Annotated in this window: 18 protein-coding genes; 8 read left to right on the top strand and 10 right to left on the bottom strand. The window is 75.2% G+C overall.

Translation table 11 applies throughout. The features are described from left to right. The 3 genes from BU52_RS21595 to BU52_RS21585 all read left to right on the top strand — a co-directional run. Window positions 1–1,054: phytoene desaturase family protein (locus BU52_RS21595; RefSeq protein WP_037936912.1), on the top strand; the 1,054-nt coding region annotated here is incomplete at its 5' end. Window positions 1,055–1,130: 76 nt separating this feature from the next. After that, window positions 1,131–1,601, top strand: coding sequence for a hypothetical protein (locus BU52_RS21590; RefSeq protein WP_037936851.1), 471 nt, complete (start codon window positions 1,131–1,133; stop codon window positions 1,599–1,601). Further along, on the top strand, window positions 1,598–2,479 hold the full coding sequence (locus BU52_RS21585) for an SDR family oxidoreductase (RefSeq protein WP_037936850.1): 882 nt from the start codon (window positions 1,598–1,600) through the stop codon (window positions 2,477–2,479). The genes BU52_RS21590 and BU52_RS21585 overlap by 4 nt, the downstream gene beginning before the upstream one ends. A gap of 307 nt (window positions 2,480–2,786) precedes the next feature. Here the strand turns inward: BU52_RS21585 and BU52_RS21580 are convergent, their stop codons facing one another. Genes BU52_RS21580 through BU52_RS21565 form a run of 4 tightly spaced genes read right to left on the bottom strand, consistent with a single transcriptional unit; the run spans window position 2,787 to window position 7,619 of the window. Then, on the bottom strand, window positions 2,787–3,794 hold the full coding sequence (locus BU52_RS21580; protein ID WP_037936849.1) for a DUF5914 domain-containing protein: 1,008 nt from the start codon (window positions 3,792–3,794) through the stop codon (window positions 2,787–2,789). Continuing rightward, window positions 3,791–4,792 (bottom strand): phytoene/squalene synthase family protein, encoded by a 1,002-nt coding sequence (locus tag BU52_RS21575; RefSeq protein WP_037936846.1) that lies wholly within the window; start codon window positions 4,790–4,792, stop codon window positions 3,791–3,793. The genes BU52_RS21580 and BU52_RS21575 overlap by 4 nt, the downstream gene beginning before the upstream one ends. Then, on the bottom strand, window positions 4,789–6,318 hold the full coding sequence (locus tag BU52_RS21570; protein ID WP_037936843.1) for a phytoene desaturase: 1,530 nt from the start codon (window positions 6,316–6,318) through the stop codon (window positions 4,789–4,791). The genes BU52_RS21575 and BU52_RS21570 overlap by 4 nt, the downstream gene beginning before the upstream one ends. Continuing rightward, window positions 6,315–7,619 carry a polyprenyl synthetase family protein gene (locus tag BU52_RS21565; protein ID WP_078903372.1) on the bottom strand — a complete coding sequence of 435 codons (1,305 nt, stop codon included), beginning with the start codon at window positions 7,617–7,619 and terminating at the stop codon, window positions 6,315–6,317. Before BU52_RS21565 ends, BU52_RS21570 begins: the two co-directional genes overlap by 4 nt. 242 nt (window positions 7,620–7,861) lie before the next feature. On the opposite strand from BU52_RS21565, the gene BU52_RS21560 reads away from it, so the two are divergent. From BU52_RS21560 to BU52_RS21550, 3 genes are read left to right on the top strand one after another with little or no spacing between them, the layout of a single operon-like run. Beyond that, on the top strand, window positions 7,862–9,055 hold the full coding sequence (locus tag BU52_RS21560) for a lycopene cyclase family protein (RefSeq protein ID WP_037936842.1): 1,194 nt from the start codon (window positions 7,862–7,864) through the stop codon (window positions 9,053–9,055). Window positions 9,056–9,097: 42 nt separating this feature from the next. Further along, complete coding sequence (locus BU52_RS21555; RefSeq protein WP_037936840.1) at window positions 9,098–9,832, top strand: class I SAM-dependent methyltransferase; 735 nt, start codon at window positions 9,098–9,100, stop codon at window positions 9,830–9,832. Further along, complete coding sequence (locus BU52_RS21550) at window positions 9,829–11,394, top strand: FAD-dependent oxidoreductase (protein WP_078903368.1); 1,566 nt, start codon at window positions 9,829–9,831, stop codon at window positions 11,392–11,394. Before BU52_RS21555 ends, BU52_RS21550 begins: the two co-directional genes overlap by 4 nt. A gap of 24 nt (window positions 11,395–11,418) precedes the next feature. On the opposite strand, the gene BU52_RS21545 is transcribed toward BU52_RS21550, so the two are convergent. The 6 genes from BU52_RS21545 to BU52_RS35720 all read right to left on the bottom strand — a co-directional run bounded on the left by BU52_RS21545 (window position 11,419) and on the right by BU52_RS35720 (window position 16,121). After that, window positions 11,419–11,772, bottom strand: coding sequence for an STAS domain-containing protein (locus BU52_RS21545; RefSeq protein WP_235216389.1), 354 nt, complete (start codon window positions 11,770–11,772; stop codon window positions 11,419–11,421). Window positions 11,773–11,774: 2 nt separating this feature from the next. Continuing rightward, window positions 11,775–12,857 (bottom strand): cobalamin B12-binding domain-containing protein, encoded by a 1,083-nt coding sequence (locus tag BU52_RS21540; protein WP_037936838.1) that lies wholly within the window; start codon window positions 12,855–12,857, stop codon window positions 11,775–11,777. Further along, a complete protein-coding gene (locus tag BU52_RS21535) occupies window positions 12,854–14,533 on the bottom strand; it encodes a PP2C family protein-serine/threonine phosphatase (protein ID WP_235216388.1) in 1,680 nt (559 codons plus the stop codon). The genes BU52_RS21540 and BU52_RS21535 overlap by 4 nt, the downstream gene beginning before the upstream one ends. A gap of 186 nt (window positions 14,534–14,719) precedes the next feature. Further along, window positions 14,720–15,400: an adenosylcobinamide amidohydrolase gene (locus tag BU52_RS21530; protein ID WP_037936836.1), complete on the bottom strand. Its 681-nt coding sequence runs from the start codon at window positions 15,398–15,400 to the stop codon at window positions 14,720–14,722. Window positions 15,401–15,475: 75 nt separating this feature from the next. Continuing rightward, the gene (locus BU52_RS21525; protein WP_037936835.1) at window positions 15,476–15,898 is read right to left on the bottom strand and encodes an ATP-binding protein; all 423 of its coding nucleotides are present in this window, start codon (window positions 15,896–15,898) and stop codon (window positions 15,476–15,478) included. 70 nt (window positions 15,899–15,968) lie between these two features. Then, window positions 15,969–16,121: a hypothetical protein gene (locus BU52_RS35720; RefSeq protein WP_167343530.1), complete on the bottom strand. Its 153-nt coding sequence runs from the start codon at window positions 16,119–16,121 to the stop codon at window positions 15,969–15,971. Window positions 16,122–16,262: 141 nt separating this feature from the next. Here BU52_RS35720 and BU52_RS21520 point away from each other — a divergent pair, with 141 nt between their 5' ends. Together BU52_RS21520 and pgm are read left to right on the top strand one after the other, a co-directional pair. Further along, on the top strand, window positions 16,263–16,691 hold the full coding sequence (locus BU52_RS21520) for a hypothetical protein (RefSeq protein WP_107061224.1): 429 nt from the start codon (window positions 16,263–16,265) through the stop codon (window positions 16,689–16,691). 104 nt (window positions 16,692–16,795) lie between these two features. Beyond that, window positions 16,796–18,436 carry a phosphoglucomutase (alpha-D-glucose-1,6-bisphosphate-dependent) gene (gene pgm, locus BU52_RS21515; protein WP_037936831.1) on the top strand — a complete coding sequence of 547 codons (1,641 nt, stop codon included), beginning with the start codon at window positions 16,796–16,798 and terminating at the stop codon, window positions 18,434–18,436. Window positions 18,437–18,445: the final 9 nt, after the last annotated feature.

Below are 18,445 nucleotides of genomic sequence, written 5' to 3'. Positions count from 1 at the left end.
GCCGGAGGCCGCGGGCAGCGGTGGCTTCGGCTGGCTGATGTCGATGCTCGGACAAACATACGGCTTCCCCGTGCCGGCCGGCGGCTCCGGCGCCCTCACCGAGGCCCTGGCGCGCCGTCTGGAGTCGCTCGGCGGGGTGCTGCGCTGCGGGCAGCGCGTGGACCGCGTCGTCGTGCGCGGCGGAAGGGCGGTCGGGGTGCGCACGGCCGGCGGTGAGACGGTCGCCGCCGGCCGTGCCGTCCTCGCCGACGTGGCCGTGCCCGCGCTGTACGGCGAACTCGTCGCCCCCGAGCACCTGCCCGCCCAGGTGCTGTCCGACCTGCGGCGCTTCCAGTGGGACTTCGCCACCTTCAAGGTCGACTGGGCGCTCGACGGCCCGGTGCCCTGGAGCTGCGAGCAGGCCGCGGGCGCCGGCACCGTCCACCTCGCGGACGGCCTCGACGAGCTCACCCGGTTCGCCGCCCAGCTCGCCACCGGCAGCGTCCCGGACCGGCCCTTCTGCCTGTTCGGCCAGATGACGACCTCCGACCCCTCCCGCTCCCCCCGGGGCACCGAGTCCGCGTGGGCGTACACGCACGTGCCCCACGACGTCAAAGGCGACGCGGGCGGGGAATCGCTGACCGGCGCCTGGACCGCCGCCGAGCAGGAGATCATGGCCGACCGCGTCGAGCGCCAGGTGGAACGCTTCGCGCCCGGCTTCCGGAGCAGGATCCGGGCCCGGCGCGTCCTGGCCCCGCCCACGCTGCAGTCGCTCGACCGGAACCTGCACGGCGGTGCCATCAACGGCGGCACCACGGCCATGCACCAGCAGCTGTTCTTCCGGCCGGTCCCGGGCACCGGACGCCCCGAGACCCCCGTCAAGGGCCTGTACCTGGCGTCCGCCGGTGCCCATCCGGGCGGTGGCGTGCACGGCGCGCCGGGCGCCAACGCCGCTCGCGCCGCCCTGCGCCGCCACCTTGCCCCCTCACTGGCCGGGGCCCAGCGCCTGCTGACCCGGCGCGACCGCACCGGACGCAGACAACCGGACGCCGGACGAAGGGCCGGGGACGGATGACCGGCACACCGGAGCGGCCCCGCGGACACCACCCCGGCGGGCCACGACACCCACGACCACAGGCGGAGACGAGACGATGACCGGACACGACGACCGCCCCGACCACGCCCATCGGCGCCCCGAGGGCGTCAGCGACGAGACGGTGGAGGCGCTGGGGTCGCTGTCGAAGGCACTGGAGACGATCGAGCGGGCCCGGGGCCACCTCTACAGCTTCCACCAGCTCACCGGCACCGCCGACCTCGAACTGGACCGGGCGGTGGAACTGCTGCACAAGGCCGGGCACGCCGACTGGGCCGAGACGGTGCGGACCCAGGTGCTGGGCCGCAACGTGATCCCGGGCCACTGGACGTTCCAGATCGTCGAGGCGTACGACTCCACGTACTACCAGCCCTTCAAAGAACTCGAGCAGGCCGCCGTCGAGGAGCTGGCCGAGGGCCGGGACCATCTGTACGAGGCCGAGATGAAGGAGGCGCGGCGCACGGCCGGCCATCCCGACCACACGGCCCGCCCCGACACGCCCCGCGACAAGGAGGGGGACGGACGATGAGCGACTCCCCGCTCCGTGACCGCACCGTCGTGGTGACGGGTGCCGCGCGGGGCATCGGCGCGGCCCTGTCCCGCGACCTCGCCCGGCGCGGCGCCCGCATCGCCCTGCTCGGCCACGAGGGGGCGGGGCTGGCGGCGGTCGCGGACAGCCTGCCGACGGACGCGCTGGTGTGCGAGGCCGACATCACCGACGCGGCCGCCCTGGACGAGGCCGCCGACCGGGTCAGGGCGCGACTCGGCGCTCCCTCCGCCGTGGTGGCGAACGCGGGGGTGGCCGAGGGCGGCCCGTTCGTCACCTCCGATCCGGCCCAGTGGCGGCGGGTGATCGACGTCAACCTGACGGGCAGTGCGGCCACGGCCCGTGCCTTCCTGCCGGATCTGCTGGCGACCAAGGGCTACTACCTCCAGGTCGCCTCGCTGGCCTCGATCGGCGCCGCCCCGATGATGAGCGCCTACTGCGCCTCCAAGGCCGGTGTGGAGGCCTTCGCCCACTCCCTGCGCGCCGAGGTGGCGCACCACGGGGTCGCCGTCGGCATCGGGTACCTGAACTGGACCGACACCGACATGATCCGCGACGCCGACCGTCATCCCGTCCTGCGGGAGCTGCGCGGTCACATGCCGCCGCCCGCCCGGCGCCTGTACGCGGTGGAGCAGGTCGCCGCCCGGCTCGCGGTGGCGGTGGAACACCGCAGCACGGCCGTCTACGTGCCCCGGTGGCTGCGCCTCGCGCAGGCGGCGCGGGCCGCGCTGCCCCCGGTCGTGCTCCGGGTGGCCCGCCGGGAGCTGGCCCGGCTGGAGGCCGAGGCGCCCATGCGGCCCACCGGGTTCCTCGGCGCGGGCGGCGAGGCCGACCGGGCCGCGACCCGCCCCCACCCGTAACACCCGCCCACGGTCACCCCGTCCACCCCCCCCCGTCCCGGGCCCACCGTCACCAGCCCGCGACCCGCACCGTCCCGCCGGCCGGTACCCGGCGTCGGTTCGAGCCCGGGACGACCGGTGACGCCGGGCCCGTGCCGGGGCCGGCTCGGAGTCCGGCCGGGGTCGGCCCGCCGGCGGCCGGCCAGGGCCGAGTCGCGCTCCGGCCAGGGCCGCGTCGTGGGCCGGCCCGGGCCGGATGGGGACCGTCGGGCCCGGCCCGGCCGTGTCCCCGGTCGCGCACGGGCTCCGGGGCGGGCCAGGCCGGGGGTCAGCCCGGGAAGCGGCCCGTGGAGCGCAGTGACCAGCGGCGTTCCGCATAGGCCAGGTCGTCGCGCCACAGGCGGCCGGCGGCGGCCCGTACCAGCGGGCGCAGCAGGGGCGCCGCGCCGCGCGCCAGCGCGAAACCGGGACGGTCGGACCCGGCCACCACCGCCTCGACTACCGCCGTACGGGGCCGTCCCCGGTCGTCCGTGCCCAGCGGAGTGGCGTGGGACTCGACCACGGAGCCCGCCCCCTCGCCCTCCGTGATGCGCATGACGACCGTGCGCGGCTCGGGCGCGGTGAACTCGGCCCGCACCGGCACCACCAGGCGCCCCGCCACCTTGAAGGACACGTCCACGGTGAAGGTGTCCGCGCTCCCCTCCGAGCCGTCCGGCGCGCCGGCCACGGTGAGGTCGACGAACGAGTAGGGGTGGAACCAGGCCCCGTGCCAGGGATCGAGACGGTTGGCCACGACGTCCTCGGGTTCACAGGTGCCCACCCCGGTGTACACGGCCGCCAGGGCACGGTCCGGCCGTACCGGCACCACCGGCGCGTCCAGCGGCGGTTCGCCGCCCACCGCGTCCAGGCGGATCCACAGCAGTACGCCGTCGTCGTGCACCGGGAACGGTTCCCACCCCGCGAAGGGACCGCCGTCCAGGGCCAGTCCGTGCCAGTGGCACACCAGCGTCCCGCAGCGGACGGGACTGTCCCGCAGCGGCGCGCCCAGGTGCGGGCAGATCCCGGGCCCGGCCACCGGCCGGCCGCCGGCGGCCCGCCAGAGCACCACCTCCTGCCCCGCCACGGTCCGCGCCAGCGGACGCTCGGCGCGCAGGTCGCGGGAGGCGCCCACCACGTACCAGTTGCCGGACGGACGTGCCTGGGCCCGCTTCAGCGCCTCGGCGATGACCGCCGGCCGCGCCTCGCGCCAGGTGGGACGCTGCCGGTCCCACGGCACCGCACGCCTGCGCAGGGACAGCGGCAGACGCCGGCGCCCGCCCGCGGACCGGGTGTTCATGCGACCCCCTCGGAAACGGCCGGGTACGGATCGAGCGGACGGACGTCAGGGGGCCCGTCGCCGCCACGGGCGCTCAGCCGGGCCGCGACCACCCGGGCGAGCCCGTCGGCGGCGACCACCGCGCGCCGCCGGCGGGGGACCACCGCCCGGCGGTGCAGCACCGCGTAGCCGTCCCGGGCCACGGCGTCCAGGATGCCGCCGTACAGCACGAACGCCGTACGGATGCAGGGCCGTGACACCGGTTCCAGCATCGCGAGCCCCGGTGCGGCCTCCCGGTACACGCCCCGGGTCAGCGTCTCGAACTCCCTCAGCGCCGAGGTGACCCGCCGGTCGCGGCGGCCGGTGTCCCGGCTCCAGCGCAGCATCGCCCGGTCGACGCCGTGCGCGGCGAGCAGGTCCGCGGGCAGGTAGACGCGTCCCCGGTCCAGGTCCTCGCCCACGTCGCGCAGGAAGTTGGTCAGCTGGAAGGCCACCCCGAGCGCGGCCGCGTGCGGCTCGGCCGCCGGGCGCGGGACGACCGTGCCGAGGACCGGCAGCATCTGCAGCCCGATGACCGCGGCGGAGCCGTGCATGTACCGGCGCAGCTCCGCGTAGTCGGCGTAGTCGGTCACCACCAGGTCGTCACGCATGGCGGCCATGAAGTCGGTGAAGTGGGCGTGGTCGATGCCGTAGCGGCGTGCCGTGTCGGCGAGGGCCCGGACCACCGGTTCGCCGCTGTCGCCGTCCCGCAGTCCCTTGTCCAGTTCGCTTTCGAGCGCGGACAGTTCGGCGTCACGGCGCGCGGTGTCCGCGCCGGTACCCAGCGCGTCGACGATGTCGTCGGCCCAGCGGGCGAAGCCGTACAGCGCGTGCACCGCCGGGCGCCGCTCGACGGGCAGGAGCCGGGTGGCGAGGAAGTACGTCCTGCCGTGCCGGGCGTTGAGCACCCGGCAGCGGCGGTACGCCTCGCGCAGCGCCGGATCGCCGACGCCCGCCGCGTCCAGTTCACGGTCGGTCATGCGGAAGCCTCCTGCGTCGCGGTGAGGGGGACACGCGGTCGCCTGGGACCGCCGGTGATCCGTGCCGCGGCCAGCTTCCCGGACAGCAGCACGGTCGGCACGCCGACGCCGGGGGTGGTGCCGCAGCCGGCCAGCACGGCGTTCTCGGTGCCGCGGACCAGGTTGCGGGGCCGGAACGGCCCCGTCTGGGCGAAGGTGTGGGCCGCGGAGAACGGAGTACCGGCCGCGTGGCCCTGCTCGTGCCAGCTCGCGGGCGTCACCACGCACTCCGTCTCGACGGCGGCAGCCAGGCCGGCCAGGCCGCGCCGCTCGAGTTCCCGCAGCAGGTCGTCCCGGTAGCGGGGGGCCAGGTCCGTCCACGCGGCGGCGTCCGGGCCGATGTCGGTGTTGGGGCAGGGAGCGAGGACGTAGTGCAGGTGGCGTCCCGGCGGGGCGAGGTCCGGGTCGGTGGCGGTGGGCCGCGTGATGAGCAGCGAGGGGTCGCTCATCAGCCTCCCCTCGCGGGTGAGTTCGCCGAACGTGCCGCGCCAGGCGGCACCGAAGGAGATGGTGTGGTGGGCGAGTTGCGGCCACGTCCGGTCGGTGCCGAGGTGCAGCACGACCGCGGAGGGGGAGTGCCGCAGCCGCGCGGGGCGCCGTGGCGAACGGCCCAGGAGCCGGTAGGCGACGGGCAGGTCAGGGGTCAGGACGACCGCGTCGCAGGGGATCCGGCCCTGGTCGGTGACGACGGCGGTGATCCGGTCGCCGGAGCGCTCAAGGCGGCTCACCTCGTGGCCGAACCGCAGGTCGGCGCCCGCGTCGGCGGCGGCGTCCGCCATGGCACGCGGCAGGGCGTGCATCCCCCCGCGCGGGAAGTACACCCCGGCGACGGTGTCCATGTAGGCGATGACGGCGTAGGCGGCCAGGGCCCTGGCCGGCGGCACGCCCGCGTACAGGGCCTGGAAGGAGAACACACGGCGCAGCCGCTCGTCCCCCAGGAACCGCCCGATGCGCGCGTCCAGCCGCCCGAAACCGCCCAGTGCCGCCAGCCGGGCCAGGTCTGCGTTCAGCAGGCCCAGCGGGGAGTCGAAGTTGGCGTCGATGAAACGGCGCATCTGCGCCCGGTACAGCCGTTCCAGCCAGTCGCGCAGCCGCAGGTATCCCGCGGCCTCCCGGGAACCGGCGAACCGCTCGACCTCCGCGGCCATCGCGTCGGCCTCCGTGTGCACGTCGATGCTGCTGCCGTCGGCGAAGCCCGCCCGGTACGCGGGGTGCAGCGGCACGAGTTCCACACGTCCCCGCAGACTGTCCCCGACGGCGGCGAACGGCTCGTCGGCCAGGTCCGGCATGGTCAGCACCGTGGGGCCGGTGTCGATCCGGTAGCCGTCGAGATCCAGGCGCCCGGCGCGTCCGCCGGGCAGCGCGTCCCGCTCGACGACGGTGACGCGCCGGCCGGCGCCCAGCAGGTGCAGGGCCGCGGACAGCCCGGCCAGCCCGGCGCCCACGACCACGACGTGATCCGTACGTCCCGTAACCGTGCGGTTCACCGGCCGGCCCCCTCGCCGGCGGCGCGCACCGGCCGCGGCCGGCCGCCGCAGGGTGGTGCCTCCCGCGGGGGTCCCTCACCCGCCGCGGAGGCCAGCAGCAGCCGCAGCCGCTCCCCGCCGTGCGGATCGAGGAGGGCACCGTCGACGTGGCGCAGCCCCTGGGCGACCAGCCGGTCGATCATCGCCTCCACCGTGCGCCGCGCCCCGGTGTCCGTCAGAACCTCCCGCACCTCCTCCAGTTGCTCCTCGGTGAGCGGGCCGTGGCCGAGGAGACGGTCCAGCACCCGCAGGGACCGGCGGTCGCCGGCTGCCTCGGCCCGGGCGTGGGCGAGGGTGACCAGACACGTCGGCTTGCCCTCGCTGATGTCCCCGCCCGCCGGCTTGCCGGTGGTCCGGGGATCACCGAACACGTCGCTGAGGTCGTCACGGAGCTGGAACGCCGTTCCCACACAGCGCCCGGCCGCGCACAGGGCCGCCGTGGTGCCGTCGTCCGCACCCGCCAGCGCGGCACCGAGGGCGAGCGGCCGCTCGACCGAGTACAGGGCGCTCTTGAGGCGGGCGGCGCGCAGCGCGCGCGGCAGCGACCGCGAACCGGTCGCCTGACCGTGCAGGTCCAGGTACTGGCCCGCGACCATTTCCGTGCGCATGTCGCTCCACAGCCGGCGCACCGTCCGTTCGCTGCGCCGTTCGAGCGGCGTCTCGGCCAGCAGGTCGTCCGCCCAGGCGAGCGCCAGGTCGCCCGCGAGGATCGCGGTCCCGTCGCCGAGCTGCTCGGCCCGCCCGCCCGGCGCGGCGTCCGCGTACTGGCCGGCGACGTCGACGTGGAGCGCGGGCCGCCCGCGGCGCAGCGCGGAGCCGTCCATCACGTCGTCGTGGACGAGCGCGCAGGTCTGCACGAGCTCGAGTGCCGCACCGATCCGCAGGGCCGCGGCCACCGGGACGGCGCCCCCGCCGCCGCAGGCGCGCAGCGCCCACCACACGAAACGCGAACGGGTGCGCTTGCCGCCCGCGCGGGTGAAGTGCGCGACGCGTCCGGCCACGTCGTCGCCGAACAGCGGGTGCACGTCCCGTGCCCGGGCCATCCGGTCGGCCAGCACCTGCTCGAGCACGCGGCCGACCGCTCCGGACACGTCCCGGTCCACGACCGACGCGTCCTCGGTCCCCGATGCGAGGGCGAAGTGCTGGGTGTCGTACGGAACGCCGGGCAGGGCGCCGTCGGGCGGGCCCGGTGCCGACAGCACCGGGCCTCCGACGAGCCGTGGCCCCGCCGTGCCGTGATCCTCCGTCTGTGAGCGCCCCATCCCGGTTCCTCTCGTCCTGACGCCGATCGTTCCGTGCCCGACCTCTTTCCGCTCGCGCACGTCACGCGGATGCAGTACGAGGGCGAACGGTCCGACGAACTGCCGCCGCATGCCTTCCCCCTGAGCGCCGTGTCTCATCGGTGGCGGTCCGTCACACCTTCGAGTGGCCTGCATCCGATCGGGCACACAGACAGGAATGCTGGCCACGTGTGGATCGTCAGGATCGGGAGGAGTGTGCCGTCGTGCTGGACGCCGAGGTGGCGATCGTCGGGGCGGGTGCCGCCGGGCTGTCCCTGGCCCACCGCCTGGCGCGGACCGCGCCGGGCACCCGGACGCCGTCGGTCGTCCTGGTGGACGCCCCGCCGGGACCGCTGCGCCCCCCGCGCCGCACGTGGTGCTTCTGGGAGGCGGGCGCGGGCCGCTTCGACGCCGCCGTCACGGCGACCTGGCGGCAGCTGCGGGTGCGTGCCCCCTCGGGCCGGGAGATCGACGGGGACATCGAGCCCCTGCGCTACAAGATGATCCGGTCCGACGACTTCGAGCACCTGGTCGCCCGCGACCTGGCCGGCAGCACGGCCGTACGCCGGCTCGAGGCGGCCGTCGAGACCGTGGAGGACGTGCCCGGCGGGGCCCTGGTCCATCTGCGGGACACCACCGGCGGGGCGCGCTTCCTGCGGGCCCGCTGGGTGTTCGACTCACGCCCGCCGGGCAGCCTGCCGGCCGCCCGCACCACGCTCCTGCAGCACTTCCACGGCTGGTTCGTGCGCACCGCCCGCCCGGTCTTCGACCCCTGGACCGCCGATCTGATGGACTTCCGCACCCCCCAGCCCGCCGACGGTCTGTCCTTCGGCTACGTCCTGCCCGTCGGCCGCCGTGAAGCGCTGGTGGAGTACACCGAGTTCTCCCCGTGCCCGCTCACCGCCGACGGCTACGAGGCTGCGGTACGGCACTACGCCGAGGACGTACTCCGACTGGGCGCACTGCGCGTCCTCTCCACCGAGACGGGCGTCATCCCGATGACCGACGCCCCGATGCCCCGGCGGGTCGGTGCGTCCGTCTTCCGCATCGGCGCCGCGGGCGGCGCCACCCGCCCCTCGACCGGCTACACCTTCGCCGGTATCCAGCGGCAGACGAGTGCCGTCGCCGCGGCCCTGCACCGCGGCCGTGTCCCGGTGCCGCCCCCCGCCCATTCGGCCCGGGCCCGGGCCATGGACGCCGTGCTGCTGCGCGCCCTGGCCGGCGGCCGGGCCGACGGCCCCGCGCTGTTCGCCCGTCTCTTCGCCCGGGTGCCGATGCGGCGCCTGCTGCGCTTCCTCGACGGCCGTACCCGGCTTTACGAGGACCTCGCCGTCGGCCTGCACGCCCCGGTCGGCCCGATGCTCCGCTCGGCGCTGGAACTGCCCACCCTGCCCCGCCGCCCGTTCGACGGCCCCTGACCCCGCCCGTCCCCGTCCGGACCCTTTGCCCCAGGAGACCGCATGACCCTGCTGCTGCGCGACCAGGACCTCGCCACCGCGTTCGACCACGCGGCCCGTGGCTACGACGCCCTCGTGGCCGCCAACCCCGGCTACCACGCCCATCTGCGCCGCTCGGCCCGCCGCCTGGGGCTGCCGCGGCGGGGCGAGGGCCTGCGGGTCCTGGACCTCGGCTGCGGCACCGGCGCGTCGACCGCCGCGCTCGCCGCGGTGCTGCCCGGCGCACGGATCGTCGCCGTGGACGCCTCCGAGGGCATGCTCGAACGGGCCGCCGCCAAACCCTGGCCGGACGGTGTGACCTTCGTGCGGGCGGCGGCGGAGGGGCTGGCCGGGGCCGGGGTGGAGGGGCCGTTCGACGCGGTCTTCGCGGCCTACCTCTTCCGTAACGTGTCCGATCCCGACGCCGTGCTCACCAGCGTGCGCGACCTGCTCGCCCCCGGCGGGAGACTCGGCGTGCACGAATACAGCCTCGGCGGGCGGCGCGCGGACCGTGCGGTCTGGAGCGCGGTGTGCCGCGGCATCGTCCAGCCGGTGGCCACCGTGTTCGGCGACAGTGAGCTGTACCGCCATCTGCACCGCAGCGTCGTGGAGTTCGACACCGCGGACCGGTTCGCCGGACGGCTGCGCGCCACCGGCTTCGACGCGGTGCGGGTCCTGCCGCTGCCGGGATGGCAGACGGGCATCACTCACACCTTCGTGGCCCGCCGCCCCCGCACGGTGAACGGGGCCGGGGCATGACGCCCCTCGGCCGCCCCGGCGCCACCCGGCACGGCCGGGACCGCCGGGCCCGCGTGCTCGCGCCCCCGCCGGGCGCACCCCGGATCGAGGGCGCCCGCCCGACGGCCGCCGTCGTCGGCGGAGGGATCGCCGGACTGGCGGCGGCGACCGCGCTCGCCGAGCGCGGCGTGTCCGTGACGCTCTACGAGCGGGAACCCTTCCTGGGCGGGCGGGTCGGCGGCTGGCCGGTCGCCCTGGCCGACGGCACCCCGGCGACCATGAGCCGCGGCTTCCACGCCTTCTTCCGCCAGTACTACAACCTGCGCGGTCTGTTGCGCCGTACGGATCCGGGACTGGAGCGGCTCACCGGCCTGGCGGACTACCCGCTGCACCACGCGGACGGACCGCGCGACAGTTTCCGCCACGTGCCGCGCACCCCGCCGTGGAGCGCGCTCGGCTTCGTCGCCCTCAGCCCGTCCTTCCGCCCGGCCGACCTGCGCCGCATGAACCCGGTCGCGGCCCTCCCGCTGCTCGACGTGCGCGTGCCCGAGGTGTACGAACACTTCGACGGCGTGAGTGCCCACGACTTCCTCGACGCCGTCCGCTTCCCGCCGAGCGCCCGCCACCTGGCGTTCGAGGTGTTCTCCCGCAGCTTCTTCGCCGACCCCCGGCAGTTGTCGGCGGCCGAGATGATCCTGATGTTCCACATCTACTTCCTCGGTTCCGCCGAGGGCCTGCTGTTCGACGTGCCCGACGCGCCCTTCCCCGCCGCCCTGTGGGAACCCCTGGCCGACTACCTGCGCGGGCACGGCGCGGGAATCCGCACCGGCACGGCGGTGGAGCACGTCGCCCCCACCGCGGACGGCGGCTTCGAGGTGGCCACCGCCGAAGCGGAGCGGCGCCACGACACCGTCGTCCTCGCCCTCGACGCCGCGGGACTGCGGTCCCTCGTCGCCCGCTCCGGCAGGCTGGGCGACGAAGCGTGGCGGGAACGGGTCGCACGCCTGCGCAACGCCCCGCCCTTCCTGGTCACCCGCCTGTGGCTGGACCGGCCCGTCGCCCCCGACCGGCCGGCGTTCCTGGGCACGAGCGGATACGACGGCCTCGACAACATCAGTGTGCTGGACCGCTACGAGGACGAAGCGGCCCGCTGGGCCGCCCGTACCGGAGGTTCCGTGGTCGAACTGCACGCCTACGCGCGGCATCCCGGCGACGCACCGGAGACCGAGCAGAAGCGGCTGACCGACCAGTTGCACCGGGTCTACCCGGAGACGGCCCGCGCCACGGTCGTCGACGCCCGCCACCTGTGGCGGTCCGACTGCCCCCTGTTCCCCGTCGGGGGGTACGAGGACCGGCCGACGGTTCGCACGCCGGACCCCGGGCTGGTGGTGGCGGGCGACCTGGTGCGCACCGGCCTGCCCGTGGCCCTCATGGAACGCGCGGCGACGACCGGATTCCTCGCCGCCAACGCCCTGCTGGAGCGCTGGGGAGTACGCGGACAGACCTTGTGGACCGTGCCCGAACGGGGACGCGGGCCGGTGCTGCGCGGTCTGGCCGGACTGGGGCGGCGGCGGTCCGGCTGACGGAACACCGGCCGGGGTCCGGCGTCAGCCGCCCGGCCCCGTCCGCCCGGCCTCCGCCGCGGTGAGGTGGTCGAGGACGTTGGTCTGCCGCAGGAGGCGCTCGAGGCTGCGCGGCCGGTTGTCCAGGCGGAGGACCGCGCCCGCGGCACTGGTGTGCCGGTGGATCATGAGCAGCGCGGCCAGGCCCAGCGGGTCGACGCCCTCCAGCTCGCGGAAGTCCAGCCGCACGGCGGGCGGCGGCTCCGGACTGCCGAGGTGCGCCACCACGACGGCGATCAGCTCCTGTCCGCCCGCGTCGTCGAGCTCACCGCGGACCGGTACGGTCAGTGCCCCGGTCTCCGGCGCCGGTCCGGGGCGCATTCCGGCGCGGTGGGGCACGCTCATACCGTGGTGCCGGGAACGACGGCGTCGCTCGCCGGGCCGCGGAGCCGTGCCGCGCCCTCACGGACGAAACCCAGGACCCGGGGGAAGTCGTGCAACTGCTCCGCGACGATGTCGAGGCCCGCCACCAGGGAGTGCACCGGTACCCCGCGCGCCGCGAGCACCTCCGAGGTCCAGTCCAGGAACTCGGTGAACACCTCGGCGTCGTCCATGTAGAGCGCGGTGGCCAGGAAGTCGAGGATGTGGACCAGGTCCTCCGCGGTCCGCTCCCGCTGCGCGTCGCTGTACCCGCGCATCGCCGGGAAACGGCTCTCCAGGTCCGCCAGCACCTGCTTGACGAGGCGGCTGCGGGACTGGACCACCATCGTGTACTCCTGGTCCACCAGGTGCGGAAGGTCGTCGACCGCCTGCCGGGCCGCCATGGGCCGCGGCAGGCCGGCCTCCAGCACGGCGGCCGCGCCGCGGGCGTCCGGGGCCCACGCGTCGGCGCCCAGCGCTCGCGCGAACCGGCCGTCCGCGCCGAAGGCCCTGCCGCCGGCCAGGACGGGCACCCCGACCGCCTGGCAGGCGGTGATGGCCGCGTGCGCCGCCGGAAGATGCGTGGGGATCGACCCGGAGAGCAGGACGGCGTCGGAGTTGGTGTGATGCTGGTGGGCCACGAGGTGGGGCGTCGGCGTCTGGGCGCCCAGGTAGTCCACCTGCCAGCCCCGCAGCCGCAACACCTCCGCGACGAGCCGGGCCGGGAACGCGTGCCACTCGCCGTCGACGCAGGTGACCGTCACCCGTCCGCGGTACGGGTGGGCGGGCCTGCCCGCCGCCGGACCGTGGACCAGGGCTGCGATCACCCGCTCGTTGATGGCCGTGGCCGCGTGCTCCTGGGCGACGGTGATGCGGTCGGCGGCCCACTCCAGGCCGATCTTCGTCTGCACCGCCGCGACGACGTCGAGCAGCAGGCCCTCCTCGTCCCAGCCCGCGTCCAGCCCGGCACGCACCACGTCGACGGCGTCGAACTCACTGCCCTCGAGCACCGCCTGCCAGAGTCTGTCGCGCAGCTCGGCGGGCGACAAGCGGGTCTCGCTCACGTGTTCCTCCCGTGGGGTCCGCCGACGCCGACCACGTCGGCCGTCGGCACCGTCCGGGGTGCGCTGACGGCGAGGGTGGCCATGTCGTCGTGCCTGCCGCGGCCCAGCCACTGCGCGGCGAGCATCTGCACCCGCTCCACGATGGCGTCACCCGGCATGCCGGCGCACTCCACCAGGGCCTGCCGCAGACGGTCTTCCCCGAACAGTTCGTCACCCAGCGGTCCGCCGCGGGCCTCGGTGATGCCGTCGGTGTAGAGCAGACACGTCTCACCGGGAGCGAGCACCTCCTCTGCCGTCCGCACCGAGACGGAGGGCAGCGCTCCGACGAGGGTGCCGTGGGTGGCCGCCTCCTCGACGCGGCCGTCGGCGCGGATGATGAGCGGCGGCATATGTCCGGCACTGGTCACCCGGAGGCGCACCCGGTGCCCCTCCCTGCGGACGGAGGCCAGCACCAGGGTGGCGAAGCGGGTGTGGTGCGAGCTGAGCAGGGCCCCGTTGAGCAGGGTGAGGACCTGCTCGTGGTCGGACGCCAGCGGCAGCAGTGCGTGCAGCGTGTTGCGGATCTTCCCGGTCAGCACCGCGGCTTCCAGTCCCTTGCCCGCCACGTCGCCCAGCACGACGAACGTCTCCTTCGAGGCGTCGGCTCCGGGGTGCACGTCGTAGAAGTCACCACCGACCCGTTCGTGGTCACTGGCGGCGCGGTAGCGGCCCGCGTACTCCACCCCGTGCAGGCTCTCCAGCGTCGGCGGCAGCAGGTCCCGCATGAGCGTGGTGGTGATCGCGCTCTGCTCGCTGTACAGGCGCGCGGCCGACAGCGCGGCCCCGGCGCGTGCGGCGAAGAGCCGGGCGAACGCCTCCTCGTCCGGGCTGAACGCGCGTTCCGTGCTGGAGCGCAGCAGGATCAGCGCGCCGGCGGACACCCCGTGACCGGGAAGCGGTGTGATGATGACGGAGCCGACCGGCCGGTCGAAGCCCTTCGGCACGACCCACCCGGGAAGGGAGCCGGGGTCGATCCAGCGCGTCGGCACCGGCGGGAAGCCCTGGAGAGCCTCGACCAGCCCAGCGACCGCGCGCGGATCGAACTGACGCGAGGCGTGCACGGCCGGCCCTCCGCGCACGGCGTGGGTCACGGGGTAGCGGCGCCCCACGGGCGGCAGGACGACCAGCGCGGCGTCGGCGAGATGCTCCGCCGCCAGCTGAGCGGCGACCTCCGCGCAGCGCGGCACGTTGAGTGACGACAGCAGGGTGCTGGAGACCAGGGCACGGGTCCGCGCCTGCTCCCGCACGCTCTGCAGGGAGGTCTCCGCCCGGCGGCGTCCGGTGCCGTCCACCAGCCACCACATGACACTGCCGTCCTCGAGCCGGCTCGGATGCGCCTCGAAGAACCGGTCGCCGATCTCCCCGGCGGCCGACGGGCCCGCCGGAGTGGTTCCGGTGGTGTCGGTGACGCTCCGGTGGGCGTCCGTCAGCCAGGACGGCACCACGTCCGGTGGGCCGCCCCCACCGTGGCGGTCGGTGAGGAGCAGCCGGGCAGGTGGGTTCGCGTCGAGGACAGCGCCGCTCGGATCGAGGACCAGGACCGGGTAGGGGGCGTCCTTCCAGGACGGACCGACGCTGACGCGCCCGTCGCACGGGTGGGCCGGGAAGCCGGGGGAAGGAATCACGAGCTCAGGCACGCGCTGTGCGCACCCCACCGCCTCTCTGTCAGGTGAACGGGATCCGGTTGCCACGGTCCCCCATCCGTGTCCGTCAAATCAACCCAACCGGGCGAAGGTGTGCCCGCCGGGCGGCCGGGTACCCCGGAGCGCGGTCCTCAGTCGGCCCCTCGTGCCCCCGGCCGTACGACCGCGCCGGGCGGGGACTCAGGCGGCGGACACGGCCGCACGCACGGCGCCGTGGACGGCACGGGCCAGTCGCGCTCCCCACAGGGAGCGGGGTCCGGCGAAGGCGTATTCCCTCTGGCCGGAGTCGGGAATGTGGGAAATCACGCACACCGCGTCGGTGGGAGTCCCGGAGCAGTCGTGGCCCGCCTCCACGAGAGCCTGCACCTTCGCTTCCGTGACGGTGGCCACCGCGTTGACCAGGGCCGCGTCGCTCAGCGGGACCGGCACGGCGGCGACGATGTTGATCGTACCCGGCGCCTGCGGCCCGCCCGTGCCCGCGCCGGGCACGGCGGCCCAGCCACGCACGTCGATGCCGGCCGTGACGAAGGCGTCCGCGCCTTCGTCGTGCGCGTGGGTGAACGCCGACACGTCCGCCGCCGTCATCAGTCCCACTCCCGGCCCCCGCGCGCCCGCGGCGGCGGCGAGGCCCGCGAGATGCCGGTCGGGATCGGTGCGCCGGTAGCCGTGGGCCACCTGGGCGTTGAGCACCCAGGCCCGCTCGCCGATGCCCCCACCGAGCACCGCACTGCTGACCATCCTCCGGCCGGGACCGGCCACCCAGAGCAGCGCGTGCAGTCGTTCACCGTCCTCGACCCGGGTCAGGCGCCGCGGGGGCGGCAGCAGCGGGGAGGTGCGGGGCGGCGGGAGGACGGCGGTCACCGGGCGGGGCTCCTTGCAGGCTCGGACCGGCCGATCCTACGGCCGCGCGCCCGCCCCCTCCCGCACGGGGGCCGCTCAGTCCCGCGACTCCTCCGGCCCGGGCCCGAGGAAGCAGGCGGTGACGGTCTTGCCGTGGGGACAGGGGTGGGCCTCCCACTCGTCGGCCAGGGCGTCCACGAGGAGCATGCCGCGCCCGCCGAGGCGTTCCGTGCTCGGCCGCCGGGGCGCCGGGAGGGCGGCCGAGGTGTCGTGCACCGAGATGTGCAGACACCGCTGGTCCCAGGTCATGATCAGCTGGGCGCTGCTGTGGGCGTGCCGGTGGGCGTTGGTGACCAGCTCCGACACGGTCAGCAGCACGGCGTCCACCGTTTCGGGAGCGGTGGTGGTCCAGCCCACCGCGTCGAGGTGCGCGCGTGCCCAGTCCCGGGCCGCCTTCACCTCGCTGTCCAGCGGCAGCGAGCGCGCCCAGCCCACTGCGCGGACCGATGATCCGGTCATGGTGGTCCTTCCTGGTCACGGTCGCGCGGCCCGGCCGGTCGCCGGGCCGCGCGCGCGGGAGTGCCGGAACTCAACGGTGGCCACCCCCGCGGAGTTTGCCCAGCAGACGCTGTGCCTGGGCCCGGCGCCGGGGATCGGCGGCGGCCCGCCGCACCTGCTCGGTCGTACGCCGCCCCTGAGGGCTCCGGGCGAACTGTTTGATGCGCTCCACCATGCTCGGCATGGGTGCTCCTTTCCGCGGATGTCCGCTCTGGTGCCTGCCGTATTCCACGTACCCCCGGCGGACGGACTCAGCCCTGCGGGCGGGGGCAGGGCCCCGTGACGGGGCGTGTTTGGTGCGGAAGTCTGCGGCAATGCGGTGTCCATGAGTGAAGAGAACAAGAACGCGAACCGGAAGACCACGTCCACCCGGACCGTCGCGTCCAAGGCCAAGGAGGCTACGGACAAGGCGACCGCTTCCACCGGTGACGCCGCTCGCGGCGCCGCGGGCAAGGCGGGTGACGCCACGTCAGCGGCCGCGTCGGGTGCCGGCCGCGCGGCCCAGGTGGCGAGCGGCGCCGCGCAGACCGCCGCCAAGGGCGTCGAGGCGGGCCGCCGCGCGGTCGTCGCCACCTCGGGACAGGTCGCGGCCGGCGCCAAGACGGCCTGGACGGTCATCGCCAACCGCAGGCTCGTCGCCGCGGGTGCCGCGGCCGGACTGACCGCGCTGACCGCCGCCTCCTACGCGGTGGGCCGTCGCGCGGAACGCCACACCCACGGCCCCCTCACGAGGATGACCGGCGGACGGATCTGACCGCGGGGCGGCCGGGCGGCGCCGGGCCCACTCGCGCGGTGCGGCCCCGACGGGGAAAGATGTCTCCGCAAGCGAAGAATCAACCCATGCGGAGGAGTGGGCACATGCAGCACGAGCGAGCGGGCGGCCCGGCCGGCCCCGAGGATCTCGTCGACGTCGCTCGGCTGGTCACGGCGTACTACGCACTGCACCCGGATCTGGACGATCCGGGACAGTGCGTCGCTTTCGGGACGTCGGGTCACCGCGGTTCGTCCCTGGCGGCCGCGTTCAACGAGGATCACATCGCCGCGACCAGCCAGGCCATCTGCGAGTACCGCGCCGGCCGGGGGACCGACGGCCCGCTCTTCCTCGGTGCCGACACCCACGCGCTGTCCGAGCCCGCCCGGGTCACCGCCCTGGAGGTGTTCGCGGCCAACGGGGTCACGGTGCTCATCGACAGCGCCGACGGCTACACCCCGACCCCGGCGGTCTCGCACGCCGTCCTCACCCACAACCGGGGCCGCACCACGGGCCTCGCGGACGGTGTCGTGGTCACCCCGTCACACAACCCGCCCGGCGACGGCGGGTTCAAGTACAACCCGCCGAGCGGTGGTCCCGCCGGCTCGGACGCGACCGGCTGGATCCAGGACCGGGCCAACGACATCATCCGCGGCGGCATGAACGACGTCCGCCGCATGCCGTACGCCCGCGCCCTCGCCGCACCCGGGACCGGCCGGTACGACTTCCTCGGCACCTACGTCGCGGACCTGCCGCAGGTGCTGGACCTGGAGGCGATCCGCGCGGCCGGCGTGCGGATCGGCGCCGATCCGCTGGGCGGGGCGTCCGTCGCGTACTGGGGCCGGATCGCCGAACAGCACCGGCTCGACCTCACCGTGGTCAACCCGCTCACCGACCCCACCTGGCGGTTCATGACGCTCGACTGGGACGGCAGGATCCGGATGGACTGCTCCTCGCCGTACGCCATGGCGTCCCTCATCCGGCAGCGCGACCGCTTCGACATCGCCACCGGCAACGACGCGGACGCCGACCGGCACGGCATCGTCACCCCGGACGCCGGGCTGATGAACCCCAACCACTACCTCGCCACGGCGATCGGTTACCTCTACGCGCACCGCGAGCAGTGGCCGTCGGAGGCCGGGGTGGGCAAGACGCTGGTGTCCTCCGCGATGATCGACCGGGTCGCCGCCGACCTGAAGCGCGAACTGGTCGAGGTCCCCGTCGGGTTCAAGTGGTTCGTGGACGGACTCGTCGACGGGACCCTCGGCTTCGGCGGTGAGGAATCCGCCGGTGCCTCCTTCCTGCGCCGGGACGGCTCGGTGTGGACCACCGACAAGGACGGCATCATCCTGGCGCTGCTCGCCTCCGAGATCACGGCGGTCACCGGGAAGACGCCCTCCGAGCACTACGCCGCGCTCACCGCCCGCTTCGGCGAGCCCGCCTACGAGCGCATCGACGCACCGGCCACCCGCGAGGAGAAGGCCCGCCTGGCGAAGCTCTCCCCGGCCCAGGTCACCGCCGACACCCTGGCCGGGGAGGCGGTCACGTCCGTGCTCACCGAGGCACCGGGCAACGGCGCGTCCATCGGCGGTATCAAGGTGACCACGGACAGCGCCTGGTTCGCCGCCCGCCCCTCCGGCACCGAGGACGTTTACAAGATCTACGCCGAGTCCTTCCAGGGCCCCGACCACCTCCGGCGGGTGCAGGAGGAGGCCAAGTCCGTGGTACTCGCGGCACTGAGCGACTGAGCCGCACCG

Origin of the sequence: Streptomyces toyocaensis (assembly GCF_000725125.1) — a bacterium.
Lineage (GTDB): Bacteria > Actinomycetota > Actinomycetes > Streptomycetales > Streptomycetaceae > Streptomyces > Streptomyces toyocaensis.
This window is presented reverse-complemented; position numbering and strand designations above follow the sequence as displayed.

What these genes read in the sequence shown, in the direction of transcription:
- BU52_RS21590 (WP_037936851.1), top strand. Translation starts at nt 1,131, where the DNA reads ATGACCGGACACGACGACCGCCCCGACCACGCCCATCGGCGCCCCGAG.
- BU52_RS21585 (WP_037936850.1), top strand. Translation starts at nt 1,598, where the DNA reads ATGAGCGACTCCCCGCTCCGTGACCGCACCGTCGTGGTGACGGGTGCC.
- BU52_RS21580 (WP_037936849.1), bottom strand. Translation starts at nt 3,794, where the DNA reads ATGAACACCCGGTCCGCGGGCGGGCGCCGGCGTCTGCCGCTGTCCCTG.
- BU52_RS21575 (WP_037936846.1), bottom strand. Translation starts at nt 4,792, where the DNA reads ATGACCGACCGTGAACTGGACGCGGCGGGCGTCGGCGATCCGGCGCTG.
- BU52_RS21565 (WP_078903372.1), bottom strand. Translation starts at nt 7,619, where the DNA reads ATGGGGCGCTCACAGACGGAGGATCACGGCACGGCGGGGCCACGGCTC.
- BU52_RS21555 (WP_037936840.1), top strand. Translation starts at nt 9,098, where the DNA reads ATGACCCTGCTGCTGCGCGACCAGGACCTCGCCACCGCGTTCGACCAC.
- BU52_RS21550 (WP_078903368.1), top strand. Translation starts at nt 9,829, where the DNA reads ATGACGCCCCTCGGCCGCCCCGGCGCCACCCGGCACGGCCGGGACCGC.
- BU52_RS21525 (WP_037936835.1), bottom strand. Translation starts at nt 15,898, where the DNA reads ATGACCGGATCATCGGTCCGCGCAGTGGGCTGGGCGCGCTCGCTGCCG.
- BU52_RS35720 (WP_167343530.1), bottom strand. Translation starts at nt 16,121, where the DNA reads ATGCCGAGCATGGTGGAGCGCATCAAACAGTTCGCCCGGAGCCCTCAG.
- BU52_RS21520 (WP_107061224.1), top strand. Translation starts at nt 16,263, where the DNA reads ATGAGTGAAGAGAACAAGAACGCGAACCGGAAGACCACGTCCACCCGG.
- pgm (WP_037936831.1), top strand. Translation starts at nt 16,796, where the DNA reads ATGCAGCACGAGCGAGCGGGCGGCCCGGCCGGCCCCGAGGATCTCGTC.